The sequence below is a fragment of the Lentiprolixibacter sp. genome (assembly GCF_982873095.1).
Window position 1 is genome coordinate 1 of the sequence record NZ_CEYNTP010000065.1, and the last position, 12,379, is coordinate 12,379.

The following is a 12,379-nucleotide window of genomic DNA, read 5'->3' on the forward strand; positions in this document are numbered from 1 at the left end:
CAGAGTCTTTTGATACCATCCCTTTGGAATCTGCTATCCGTTCTGCTATATATCGCATACCGTTGTGTTGCAGTTCCAGTCCACTGAGATTATACTGGAATGGCATTTTGAAGTTGCTGTTCTTTCTGATGGTGATTTCCCCATGCGGATAGTTAAAAACAATATTAAACCTTCTCAGGACTTCTCCCCCAACACTCCCGTTGCGGTCGCCCAGATTTGTTAAGGCGCCAAAAGACTCCATATCCGGAAAGGCGGCTTTGGCATCGGTGAGGGTGAAGCTTCCTATTTTTAGGCTTTTTACACGTGTCCGCCTGCCGAAAATATGTCCGTTTAAGCCTTTCCCTAGGTAGTCCTCATAATTTTTGTCAGGAATCCCCAGCCCTTTTTCTTCATCCTGGAACAGCCAGATCGCATCACTGCTTCCGGTGTCTACCAGCAGCATGACCGGAGTATTTGATTCCTCCTTGAGTTCCACTTCCCCGGTAACATAGGCTTTGTTGTTATGCACGGTTAAGGGGAGGGTTTCGTATTTCTTGCTTTTTTTAGGGGTGTATCGGTCGGGGTCAATAAACTTGATCACCTTTGAGGAATAATTTATATCCACAACAAAGTCCTTGAACAAGTCGTAGCCAATAATGCCGTGAACCGGTATCCCCAGGGTGGGAGAAAAATTTATATCCTTATCTATGACAACGTAAACCTGCTGGTTGTTGTTTTGCATTCCTTTGAGCTTAACGGTATTACCATAAGAGCTCAGTGCCTTGATCGGGGTCCCTTCCCCCAGTCCGTTTATCGTGATTTCAGATACGTTGTTGAGCTGCAGGGAATCCTGGTCGTAAAGGTTAAAGAGAATAGGCTTGCTTACCCCGGAATCCAGGATAAAGGTAAGTTCGGCTCCGTTAATCTCCAGGGGGAGAATCACCAGGTTGTTGATGAGCTGGAAGGAAACCCGTTCCATCTTTTCACCCTTGGGAAGTGTGTACGCCTGTGCTTCCCCTGAATACGGAAGCAGGGTAAACAGTAAGAATACTATGACTAAAACTAATCGCAAATCCCTAATAATTAACTCGTTGTCTCTTAAAGTTAAGAAAAATTGCCGTATCCTTATTTTTTTTAACATTCCCTTAGTCATAAGGGGGGTTCTTTATATCTTGTAGGGTCCGTTGCGAATTCTCATTTTTGCAGTACAATTCATCAGCTATGCCATCTATTTCCAAAAAGGGGCAGCGAATGCCCGAATCGCCCATACGAAAACTCGTCCCTTACGCCGAGGCCGCCAAGTTGCGCGGTGTTCATGTTTATCACCTGAATATTGGGCAGCCCGACATCAAAACACCGCAGGTAGCCCTGGACGCCGTAAAGAATAATACCATCGAGGTACTGGCATATAGCAGAACTGAGGGTTCCGAACAGTACAGGCGAAAAATTGCAGCCTATTACGGAAAACTCAATATTGACCTGGATGCGAGTGAAATAATTGTTACGACAGGAGGTTCTGAAGCCCTGTCCTTTGCCATGGGAACTATAGCGGACTTTGGGGATGAAATTATCATCCCGGAGCCATTTTATGCTAATTATAACGGTTTTGCCACCGCCATGGGGGTTACGGTCGTCCCTATTGTCTCAAAGATCGAAAACAATTTTGCCCTTCCCCCCATCGAATCCTTTGAAGCGCTCATCGGTCCGAAAACACGGGGCATTCTGATCTGCAATCCCGGAAATCCCACGGGGTATTTATATGAAAAGGAGGAGATTGAAAAACTTGCAGCCCTTGTAAAGAAACACGACATTTTCCTGATCGCGGATGAGGTCTACAGGGAGTTTACCTATGATGGCAGTACCCACCACTCCATATTGAACTATCCCGAGATCAGCAAACAGGCCCTGGTTGTGGATTCTGTTTCCAAAAGATACAGCATGTGTGGGGCACGGATCGGATGTCTGATTTCTCGAAACAGCGAAGTGATACAGACCGCAATGAAGTTTGCCCAGGCCCGCCTCTCCCCCCCCACCTATGCACAAATTGCCAGTGAAGCCGCCCTGGATACCCCACCATCTTATTTTAAAAAGGTCAGGGAAGAATACGTGGCGAGAAGGAACCTGCTGATTTCGGAATTGGAAAAAATTGATGGGGTCAAAGTGGCGCATCCACGAGGGGCTTTCTACTGTATTGCGGAACTGCCGGTTGAAGATGCGGACGAATTTGCACAGTGGTTACTGGAGGCCTTCGATCACCATGGCGAAACGGTGATGGTTGCTCCTGCCGCAGGTTTCTATGCCTCTCCCGGACTCGGCAAAAATCAGATCCGGATCGCCTATGTGCTGGAGAAAGACAGTCTCAAAAGGTCGGTTGAGATCCTGCGCCTTGGGTTAATTAAATATCAGCAGCGTTGAACATAAAGGAAAATATTTCCCTTAAACCCTACAACACCTTTGGCCTGGAGGCCAGAGCCAGGTTTTTTATAGAGATCAACAGCATCGAGGAATTAAAGGCGGCACTGAAACTGCAGGGATATCCGGATATCTTTGTCCTCAGTGGTGGCAGTAATATGTTGCTCACAAAAGACCTGGACCGTCTGGTGCTCCATATCAACCTCAAAGGCAAGGAAATTGTCCAGGAGAATAAGGATGAAGTAATCCTCAGGGTGATGGCCGGAGAAAACTGGCATGAACTTGTCCTTTGGGCCCTGGAACAGGATTTCGGAGGGATAGAAAACCTGGCCCTGATCCCCGGAAATACGGGGACAGCGCCCATACAAAACATTGGGGCCTACGGGGTGGAAATCAAGGATGTTTTAGTGCGTTGCGAAGCCATGGAGATGGCTAGCGGAGAAGTGCATACCTTTACCAATGCCGATTGCAAATTCGGATATCGCGATTCCTATTTCAAGCGGGAGGGAAAAGGCAAATTTATCATTACTGCCGTTGACCTCAGGCTGAGCAAGGGAATACACAAGACCCATACCCAATATGCCCCCCTCAGGGAGACCTTGCGAAAAGAAGGGATAGAGGATCCGGGCATTGCCGATGTCGCCAGGGCAGTGATCGCTATCCGCAGCCAGAAATTGCCCGATCCCAAAGAGTTGGGCAATAGTGGCAGCTTTTTCAAAAATCCGGTGATCGACGCATTGGCCTACCAAAAGCTGGTTGATAAATATCCCGACCTGCCGTCCTATGCAACCCATGACGGCCAATACAAGATCCCTGCAGCCTGGTTAATCGATCGCTGCGGGTTCAAGGGAAAGCGTTACGGGGATGCCGGCGTACACAGAAACCAGGCCCTTGTACTGGTGAATTACGGCAACGCCCGCGGGGAAGAGATCTTAGCTCTGGCAAGAAGAATCCAGGGGGAAGTGGCCCGAAAATTTGGCATACAACTTGTTCCAGAGGTAAATATCATTGCCTGATCGCCGGCAGCGGAACAGATTATTTATGAGCCGGTAGTAATAGTATAACCCCTGATACCATTACCAGGGGTTATACCAAACCAAACTAACCAAAAACTAAATGTACAATAACCAATTGTACACTTATCGAATTGCTATTCTGATCGCGCGTTTTGCAATCAATTTTATAAATTAGCGTTTACCCTATATACGGATAAAACACCTCCTTTGGATGCCATTTCTCTGCAGGTTTTCCGGTAAAAACTATGAGCACACTACTTGAAAGACATATTGTTGAACTCCTCAGGGAAAAGAATGACAAGGCCATTTCACTGCTATATGAGCACTATGGGGATACGCTCTATGGGGTAGCATATAAAGTGGTGAAGGATGAGGAGCTCGCACAGGACGTCCTGCAGGAAAGCTTTGTGAAGATATGGCAAAAGGGCGATTCCTACGATTCTACAAAGGCCAAACTCTTTACCTGGCTATTCCGGATTACCCGGAATACGGCTATTGACAAACTCAGGAGCCTCAGTACCAAATCCGATAAGGAAATCCAAATTGACGTTTCCGACGTATATAATCTAGGTGTTGAGAACATCAGGCCTGAGTTTATGGACATCAGGCAGAACCTGGATAAGATTGAAACCAAATACCAGGTAGTACTCGATGCCCTGTTCTTTCAGGGAATGACCCAACAGGAGGCCAGTGAGGAACTGGATATCCCCCTGGGTACGATCAAGTCAAGATTAAAGATCGGACTGCGGGAGCTCAGGAAGATTTATGGTAACGGGGTATTACTAATACCCTTGCTAATTGAATTATTATGAAAGATAAAATAAGGATATTTCTGGATACGGATCTGCTTGAGAAGTATCTTGTAGGGACCACCAGCCTCGAAGAGTCCCAGCAAGTGGAGCGCTATATCGCCATGTATCCGGAAGTGAGGAAGACCTATGAGGAACTTCAGGAAAACCTGGAGACCTTTGCAAAAATTCATGCCCTTAAAACCCCTGAAGGTCTTAAGACGAAAATTCTTGCCACTATCCGGGCGCAACAAGCGGGCAGGCGAAGATTCAGGAGATATGCCATCGCTGCTACCTTTGCCGCTCTGGTATCTGCCGGATCCTCATATTTCTTATGGAACCAGAACCAGACCCTGCAGCAGGAAAATACCATCGTTAACAATAAAATAAAGACACTGGAAGCTGATATGCGTTCCCAGTTGGAAGATGTGCGCAACCAGTTTATTGTGCTCAACAATCCATCTACAAGGAAGTATATGGTAAACGGGAACAAGAAAGCCCGGGAGCTTAAAGCAGTGGCTTACATTAACCCGGTGAAGAAATTATCCTATATCAATGTCAGGAACCTTCCCAACCTGCCCGAAGATAAGTGCTATCAAATGTGGGCAGAAGTTAATGGTGAGATGGTAAATCTCGGGGTGATCAAGGAATTCCAGGACAAAGACAAACTGATGGCACTGCCCTATGCAGAAAATGCCGTGGGTTATATCACCATAGAACCCAAAGGGGGTAATCACACCCCAACGGTGCAAAACATTGTAGCGAATATCAATTATTAGACTTCTTGTCTTAAGGTGATCTTAATGCCCCGTTTTCGGGGCATTTATTTTGTATCTTTGCCAAAATTTCAACTATGAAACTGCTCTTGTTAACCATAGGTCTTTTATCTCTTGCCATTGCCGGCATCGCCATTAAAATATGGTCGAAAAAAGACGGCAAATTTGCAGGTACCTGTGCCAGCCAAAGCCCTTTTCTGAATAAAGACGGAGAGGCATGTGGTTATTGCGGTAAACTCCCCAGCGAGCAGGATTGTAAAAAAGAGGTGCGCGCCTAGTATCCAGGATATTTTTCAGCTCATCTCCTGCAAAAGCTCATTGGGTTGGACAAAGCAGAAGACTCCTTACAAAGCATTATAAAAAAAGCCAAAGAAGGTAACCAGATTGCCTTTAGTACCCTCCTGGATACGTTCTGGAACGATGTCTATGGCTTCCTGCTGGTTCGCACTAAGAACGAAAATGATGCTGAGGATATCACCATCCGAACGTTTTCGCGGGCGTTTGACAAGATCGACACCTATGATGAGTCGTTTGAGTTTAAAACCTGGTTAATCACCATTTCAAAGAACTTGCACGTTGACCTGCTGCGAAAACGCAAACGAAATATCCTGGAACAATACGATTCAGGGAATTCAGAAGCCGTTAAACGGGTGTTGGATGTGGCTCCAAGTGCAGAGGACCGTTTAATCATTGAACAAAACCTCGCCACCTTGCTGGATCACATTAAACAGCTTAAACCCCACTATCAAAAAGTGATCAATCTGCGCTATTTCAATGAGATGTCCTATGCTGATATCGCCAAACAACTGGATGAGCCCATCAACAACATAAAAGTGAAATTACTGCGTGCCAAAAAACTGCTGGCCGACCGTATTAAGCACCAACACCATTAAACCATGATTGGGATCTGCCAATAAAGGTTAAGGTGTTGTTATCTCCATACAGACCACCGAATAGTTCGTATATTTGCCAAAAAATTTTCTATGAGCACAGAAACCCTGACTTCGGTACAGCCCCCCAAGGGTAAGCCCAAATGGCTTAGGGTGAAATTACCCACAGGGAAAAAATACACCCAGCTTCGCGGTTTGGTAGATAAATATAACCTCAACACCATATGTACTTCGGGAAGTTGTCCAAATATGGGTGAATGTTGGGGGGAAGGGACCGCCACCTTTATGATCCTCGGGAATATCTGTACCCGTTCCTGCGGTTTTTGCGGGGTTATGACCGGAAGGCCGGAGCAGGTAGACTGGTCCGAGCCAGAAAAAGTGGCGCGTTCTATAAAAATAATGGGCATTAAACACGCCGTTATCACTTCTGTGGACAGAGACGACCTCAAAGATATGGGTTCCATTATCTGGGCAGAGACGGTGAAAGCCATCCGCCGCATGAACCCAGAAACAACACTGGAAACTTTAATTCCTGATTTTCAAGGCATAACAACCCATTTGGATCGCATAGTAGCGGTGGCTCCAGAAGTCGTTTCCCATAATATGGAAACTGTGAAACGGCTTACAAGGGAAGTACGGATCCAGGCCAAATACGAGCGCAGCTTAGACGTGCTTCGTTATTTGAAGGAACAGGGCGTGAATCGCACCAAATCCGGTATTATGCTGGGATTGGGAGAATTAGAAGAGGAGGTCATCCAGACCATGAAGGACCTTAGAGAAGCCCGGGTGGATATTGTTACTATAGGCCAATACCTGCAACCCTCAAAACGACACCTGCCGGTTAAAGAATTCATTCCCCCTGCGCAATTTGACAAATACAGGGAAATTGGTTTGGAAATGGGATTCCGGCATGTTGAAAGCGGTGCCCTGGTGAGATCCTCCTATAAGGCCCACAAACACATTGAATAGCAATAAAAACGGGGGATTAACACTACTTATCCATTTCATTTATAACGTATTACGTCGAAAAATCTCAGGGGTTTGAGAAATAAGTGATACATTTGGAATAATCACCAAATTTTGAACTTAGAACATGCTTCTGTACGAATTATCCTATCGAATTGCAGGTATTGAACAATAGTTGCGCTTCCCAAACGTTTCAATAAATACGTAGAGCCTGAGCCCATTGAGATACCTGGCCATAGCCGGGCTGTCCAAAAGTAGAAGGCTTTGGAAAATACATGTGAGCAGTTCACCAAGACGACCTGTATTTGATTAAAAGAGGATTACATAAAAAATTAGGGGCAATTTTATTAGTGCTCTGCTTTGGCCTGATTGGGTATGCACAAGAAGTGGATACCACAAACCCGGGTATTACCGATTATTTCCTTGAGGCGACGACCAACTTCCATCAGGACCGTATGGATGAAGCACTGAACGCACTGGACTTGGCTGCGGAACTTGCCGAAAAACTGGAAGACGATAAATCCCTGATAGATACCTACCACAAATTCGCCCTGCTCTATCTGGATATGGATAAGGCAGACAACGGCATCTTTTATTGGGAAAGGGCAAAAGTATTGCTGAATACTATTGCTTACCCATCCGGAGAGGCCATGAACAACTTTGTCGAAGCCAAATTCCTCTATGACCAGGAAAATTTCTACCAGGCCATTTTTATCCTGGACAAGGCCAAGGAACTATCTAATGACCGCAACCTCATAAACAATATCGTTTTGCTGGAGGGCGAAATTTACAGCAGTATCGACAAATTTGATACGGCCTCCAAAAACTTCAGTTCCCTGGTAGTAAACAGTGATTTATATGAACAGGCTTACCTGCAGGTAAGGGCATATATGGGACTGGCCCAGCTGTATCAGAAAAGTGGGGACTATGAGGAAAGTGTCAAGAATGGAGAAAGTGCTCTTGCCATCGCCTCGGCTAATGGTTTTTCAAAATGGATATACAAAGCCAACGAGCTCCTGGAAAGTGACTACGAGAAGCTCGGCAGATACGATAGATCTCTGGAATACAGCAGAAATCTTCTCACTCTAAAAGATTCAGTGTTTAACCTGGCCAAGTCGGTAGAAGAGGCCAAGGCGTCTAACAGTGTACAGCTCGAGTACATGAGCGAGGAGATCAAAAGACAGGATGAACAAATTGAACAGCTTAGTGAATCTGCCAACAGGAATGAGCTCACGGCTATTCTTACTTCTGCTTTCCTGACGATAATTTCCCTTCTTGCCGTTTCTTTATACAGAAACAACCAGATCAAACTGAAAACCAACGACCTCCTGCAAACCAAAAACAGGGAATTGCAAAACGCCCGCGATTCTGCAGTGCAGGCCATGGAAGCTAAAACGAACTTCCTTTCCACTGTAAGCCATGAGCTTCGGACGCCTTTGTATGCAGTGACTGGCCTCACCCATTTGCTCCTGGAGGAGAACCCCAGGGAAAACCAGATGGAACATTTGAAAGCATTGAAATTCTCCGGGGATTATCTGCTGAACTTTATCAATGACATCCTTCAGATCAATAAGATTGATGCTGATAAACTGGAGCCCATAAGCGTTGAGATCAACCTCAAAAAAGTGCTTACCGATGTTATCAATTCCTTGCAGCAAAGTGCCAAGGAGAACAAGACGGAGATTATCCTTGAATACGATAGCAATATCCCGAATCACCTGATGAGCGACCCGCTTAAACTGTCTCAGATATTCATGAATCTGGTAGGAAACGCACTGAAATTTACGAAAGGTGGTGAGGTTTATGTGATTGCCAAACTGATCAAGAAAATTGAGGAGGATGTCACCTTGTATTTCGAGGTCAAGGATACGGGTATTGGCATTTCCAAAGAACAGCAAAAGACCATTTTCGATAGTTTTGAGCAGGGATCTATCCAGATCAACCGGGAGTATGGCGGAACAGGTCTTGGCCTGACCATCGTAAAAAGTCTGTTAGGCCTCTTCGAAAGCCAGATCCAATTGGAAAGTGAACATGGCAAGGGAAGTTCCTTCTTCTTCGAGCTCAACATGAAGTGTAAGGACGGGGTAGTGGATGACATTCCGTTTGAGGTTACTGACAAGGAGTACGAGTTTAATGGCTTACACCTCCTCCTGGTAGAAGACAACAAGATCAACCAGGTAATTACCAAAAAAATGCTGGCCAAAAAAGGCATTAGCTGCGATATTGCGGACAATGGGCACAAGGCGGTGGACCTGGCGCGGGAGAATACCTATGACGGCATCCTGATGGATATACATATGCCCGGAATAAGTGGGGTCGAAGCCACTATTGAAATCCGAAAATTCGATAATGAGACACCTATCATTGCACTAACTGCTATCTCCCTGGACGACAGTCTCGAAGGTTTCTACGCGGCGGGATGTAATGATGTGGTCACCAAACCTTTCAAACCCGAGGTGTTCTATCAGAAGATCGGGGAGAATATCCTTGAAGTAAAGGCCGACAAACCCGTTTCATAACTTTCCTAAAAGTGCAAGCAAGCGCTTGTCATCCCTGTCCATAAACTTGTGGGAAACCGGCAGGTAGTACAGGTTATGAAGTGATCCTTTTAATCTCATGTAGTCCTTCTCCGTGGTGATGACCAGAGGCAATTTATCTAATTCTGCTATTTCCTTTTCTGAAAATTGATGATGGTCCCTGTACCTCCGGTGCTTAAAATGTAGCTTTTTATCCCGGAGATAGGCAACCAGAGGTTCGGGGTTGGCAATTCCGGTCACCAGGGTAAAGGGTTTGTCTTCAAGTGTTTCCAGTTGGAGCGATCCGTTGTTGTTCCTTAATTCAGGGGCATAATCCAAATAAGAAAATAAAACCATCTGACCCCGCCTGGGTCGCAAGCGCGCAATAATATGGCTTTTTTCAGCATCGCCCAGGTTCGGCGGACATTTGGTCACTATAATGGCCGAAGCACGCCTTGCTTCCCCTTTGTGGTCCCGCAAGTCCCCAGTTGGCAGGTACCAGTCGTCCGGGTATAATCTTCCGTAGGCGGTTAAAAGCAGAGAGATATCGGGTTGCACTTTCCGGTGCTGAAAAGCATCATCCAACAGGATGATATCAGGAGCAATGTCTTTTTCAATACGTCGGATACCACGCGAGCGATTAGCATCTACGGCAACTGTTACCTGTGGAAATTTGAGAGCGATTTGTAAGGGTTCATCCCCAGAATCCAGGGGGTTGCATTCAGGAGTTACCTTCCTGAAACCTTTGGATTTCCGGCCATAGCCCCTGCTCAGTACTACTACTTTTTTTGAAGCAGACAATCGGGCAACCATCCATTCGATCATAGGGGTTTTCCCCGTTCCGCCCAGGCTCAGGTTCCCCACACAAACCACAGGTACGTCAAAGGTTTGGGAGGAAAACCAGCCATAATCATAGAAGCGGTTTCTCAGGTAGACCACCAGGGCGTATACAAGGGAAATGGGAAACGCTAATTTTCTTAGGAGATGCATCGGAGCGAAATTATAATATTTTATCTTTGGTAACCTCACGAAATCCGGAAATGATTGTACAGGAAGTAACTCGAATACTGGAGGCTTTAGCCCCCTTGAATCACGCAGAAGACTTTGATAATGTTGGCCTCCTTCTCGGGGACCCGGAAATGGAAGTAAGCGGCATTCTCGTAACCCTGGATACGCTCGAAACCGTAGTGGACGAGGCCATTGCAAAAAAGTGCAACCTTATCGTTAGCTTTCATCCCATCATATTCAACGGCCTTAAACGACTTAACGGCAAGAATTATGTGGAACGGGTGGCGATAAAGGCCATCCGGAACAACATAGCCGTTTATAGCATGCATACTGCGCTTGACAATAGTTTTGACGGGGTGAATGCAAAAATTTGCGAGGTCCTGGGACTAGAAAACAGGAAAATCCTCATCCCTAAAAAAGGGATGATCAAGAAGCTAACCACTTACGTGCCGCTGAAGGATGCTGAAGCCGTAAAAACCGCATTATTTGAAGCAGGTGCCGGACATATCGGCAATTACAGCCATTGCAGTTTTTCAGTTTCAGGTGTGGGTAGCTTCAAGGGGGAAGAAGGGTCCCATCCTACTCTTGGTGAAAAAGGAAAGGTGCATGAAGAAGAAGAAATACAACTTCAGATAACGTATTCAAGGGAGCTCGAAAAACAGGTGCTTAAAGCTTTATTCACCGCTCACCCCTACGAGGAAATCGCATATGAGGTGGTGTCACTGGATAACGCCTACCAGCGCATTGGTATGGGGATGATTGGGGAATTGCCATCAGCTGTGGATGAAAAAACCTTCCTGGAGCAGGTGAAAGAACAGATGAATTGTGGCGGGATAAGGCACTCTGCCTACCTGGGTAAAAAGGTCCAAAAAGTTGCTGTTTTAGGGGGTAGCGGGGCCTTCGCTATTGATGCAGCCCTGGCTTCCGGGGCAGATGTATTGGTAACGGCAGACATTAAGTACCATCAATTCTTTAAGGCAGAGGGCAAAATCCTAATCGCCGACATCGGACACTATGAAACCGAGCAGTTTACAAAAAACCTTTTGGCTGAATATCTTACAAAAAAAATTCCTAATTTTGCAATCCGTTTATCGGAGATGAACACCAATCCCATCAAGCATTTATAACATATGGCAAAAAAGTCAGAAATTACCGTCGAGGACAAGTTAAGGGCCCTTTACGATCTGCAACTTATCGATTCCAGAGTAGATGAAATCAGAAACGTACGGGGGGAGCTTCCGCTCGAGGTTGAAGATCTGGAAGATGAAGTTCAGGGACTTAAAACCCGATTAGACAAACTGAAAACAGATGTTGAGACGATCAACTACGAAATAAGTGCGAAGAAAAATCTGATCGAGGAAGCCAAGACGCTCATAAAAAAATACAGCGACCAGCAAAAGAACGTAAGGAACAGCCGGGAGTTCAATTCTCTGGCGAAAGAAGTGGAATACCAGGAACTTGAGATTCAGCTGGCCGAGAAGAACATCAAGGAGTTTAAAGTGCAGATCGATCAGAAAAAAGAGGTGATCGCTGAAACCAAAGAGCGCCTTTCCGAGCGGGAAACCCACCTGAAACACAAGAAAGGAGAACTGGATGCCATCCTCGCAGAGACCGAAAAGGAAGAAAAAGCCCTGATTGAGCACTCTGCAAAGTATCAGAAACAGATTGAGGAGCGGCTGGTAAAAGCCTATCAGCGCATCAGGCATAACGTAAAAAACGGCCTTGCTGTAGTACCCATAGAGAGAGGGGCATCAGGGGGATCCTTTTTCACCATTCCCCCACAGGTACAGGTGGAAATCGCCTCCCGAAAAAAGATCATCACGGATGAGCACAGCGGGAGGATCTTAGTAGACCCCATCCTGGCCGAAGAAGAACAAGAAAAAATGCAGAAGTTATTTGCTAAACTTTAGTTTGAAACATCTTTTTAGCAAATGGAACCACCTGGAAACAGGTGGTTTTTTTAATTTTAACATAAACGATCCCCATGCCTCAATGGTTTGCTGTATGTATCACTTTGACCCTGTTAAG

The 12,379-nt window shown here is 45.8% G+C and carries 12 protein-coding genes; 10 read left to right on the forward strand and 2 right to left on the reverse strand.

The genetic code is table 11. From position 1 onward, the window contains the following. A partial coding sequence (locus AC4E7D_RS05780; RefSeq protein WP_490172864.1) for a retropepsin-like aspartic protease occupies positions 1-1,051 on the reverse strand: 1,051 nt, incomplete at its 3' end. 149 nt (positions 1,052-1,200) lie between these two features. On the opposite strand from AC4E7D_RS05780, the gene AC4E7D_RS05785 reads away from it, so the two are divergent. The 8 genes from AC4E7D_RS05785 to AC4E7D_RS05820 all read left to right on the forward strand — a co-directional run bounded on the left by AC4E7D_RS05785 (position 1,201) and on the right by AC4E7D_RS05820 (position 9,346). Then, the gene (locus tag AC4E7D_RS05785; RefSeq protein WP_490172865.1) at positions 1,201-2,394 is read left to right on the forward strand and encodes a pyridoxal phosphate-dependent aminotransferase; all 1,194 of its coding nucleotides are present in this window, start codon (positions 1,201-1,203) and stop codon (positions 2,392-2,394) included. Continuing rightward, positions 2,391-3,407, forward strand: coding sequence for a UDP-N-acetylmuramate dehydrogenase (gene murB, locus AC4E7D_RS05790; RefSeq protein ID WP_490172866.1), 1,017 nt, complete (start codon positions 2,391-2,393; stop codon positions 3,405-3,407). Before AC4E7D_RS05785 ends, murB begins: the two co-directional genes overlap by 4 nt. Positions 3,408-3,652: 245 nt before the next feature. Then, the gene (locus AC4E7D_RS05795; RefSeq protein WP_490172867.1) at positions 3,653-4,219 is read left to right on the forward strand and encodes an RNA polymerase sigma factor; all 567 of its coding nucleotides are present in this window, start codon (positions 3,653-3,655) and stop codon (positions 4,217-4,219) included. Further along, positions 4,216-4,974, forward strand: a complete 759-nt coding sequence (locus AC4E7D_RS05800) for an anti-sigma factor (RefSeq protein WP_490172868.1) — start codon at positions 4,216-4,218, stop codon at positions 4,972-4,974. Before AC4E7D_RS05795 ends, AC4E7D_RS05800 begins: the two co-directional genes overlap by 4 nt. Before the next feature lie 74 nt (positions 4,975-5,048). Then, positions 5,049-5,249: a membrane or secreted protein gene (locus AC4E7D_RS05805; RefSeq protein ID WP_490172869.1), complete on the forward strand. Its 201-nt coding sequence runs from the start codon at positions 5,049-5,051 to the stop codon at positions 5,247-5,249. A gap of 45 nt (positions 5,250-5,294) precedes the next feature. Further along, the gene (locus tag AC4E7D_RS05810) at positions 5,295-5,864 is read left to right on the forward strand and encodes an RNA polymerase sigma factor (protein WP_490172870.1); all 570 of its coding nucleotides are present in this window, start codon (positions 5,295-5,297) and stop codon (positions 5,862-5,864) included. 90 nt (positions 5,865-5,954) lie between these two features. Further along, a complete protein-coding gene (lipA, locus tag AC4E7D_RS05815) occupies positions 5,955-6,830 on the forward strand; it encodes a lipoyl synthase (protein WP_490172871.1) in 876 nt (291 codons plus the stop codon). A gap of 383 nt (positions 6,831-7,213) precedes the next feature. After that, complete coding sequence (locus AC4E7D_RS05820) at positions 7,214-9,346, forward strand: tetratricopeptide repeat-containing hybrid sensor histidine kinase/response regulator (RefSeq protein ID WP_490172872.1); 2,133 nt, start codon at positions 7,214-7,216, stop codon at positions 9,344-9,346. Here AC4E7D_RS05820 and lpxK read toward each other — a convergent pair. Continuing rightward, positions 9,341-10,333 (reverse strand): tetraacyldisaccharide 4'-kinase, encoded by a 993-nt coding sequence (gene lpxK, locus AC4E7D_RS05825; RefSeq protein WP_490172873.1) that lies wholly within the window; start codon positions 10,331-10,333, stop codon positions 9,341-9,343. The genes AC4E7D_RS05820 and lpxK overlap by 6 nt on opposite strands. Positions 10,334-10,383: 50 nt before the next feature. Here lpxK and AC4E7D_RS05830 point away from each other — a divergent pair, with 50 nt between their 5' ends. Then, complete coding sequence (locus tag AC4E7D_RS05830) at positions 10,384-11,478, forward strand: Nif3-like dinuclear metal center hexameric protein (protein WP_490172875.1); 1,095 nt, start codon at positions 10,384-10,386, stop codon at positions 11,476-11,478. Positions 11,479-11,481: 3 nt separating this feature from the next. Then, positions 11,482-12,261 carry a zinc ribbon domain-containing protein gene (locus AC4E7D_RS05835; RefSeq protein WP_490172874.1) on the forward strand — a complete coding sequence of 260 codons (780 nt, stop codon included), beginning with the start codon at positions 11,482-11,484 and terminating at the stop codon, positions 12,259-12,261. Positions 12,262-12,379 lie beyond the last annotated feature (118 nt).

Coding starts and splice junctions, on each gene's coding strand:
- AC4E7D_RS05785 (WP_490172865.1), top strand. CDS start 1,201: ATGCCATCTATTTCCAAAAAGGGGCAGCGAATGCCCGAATCGCCCATA.
- AC4E7D_RS05795 (WP_490172867.1), top strand. CDS start 3,653: ATGAGCACACTACTTGAAAGACATATTGTTGAACTCCTCAGGGAAAAG.
- AC4E7D_RS05800 (WP_490172868.1), top strand. CDS start 4,216: ATGAAAGATAAAATAAGGATATTTCTGGATACGGATCTGCTTGAGAAG.
- AC4E7D_RS05805 (WP_490172869.1), top strand. CDS start 5,049: ATGAAACTGCTCTTGTTAACCATAGGTCTTTTATCTCTTGCCATTGCC.
- lipA (WP_490172871.1), top strand. CDS start 5,955: ATGAGCACAGAAACCCTGACTTCGGTACAGCCCCCCAAGGGTAAGCCC.
- lpxK (WP_490172873.1), bottom strand. CDS start 10,333: ATGCATCTCCTAAGAAAATTAGCGTTTCCCATTTCCCTTGTATACGCC.
- AC4E7D_RS05830 (WP_490172875.1), top strand. CDS start 10,384: ATGATTGTACAGGAAGTAACTCGAATACTGGAGGCTTTAGCCCCCTTG.
- AC4E7D_RS05835 (WP_490172874.1), top strand. CDS start 11,482: ATGGCAAAAAAGTCAGAAATTACCGTCGAGGACAAGTTAAGGGCCCTT.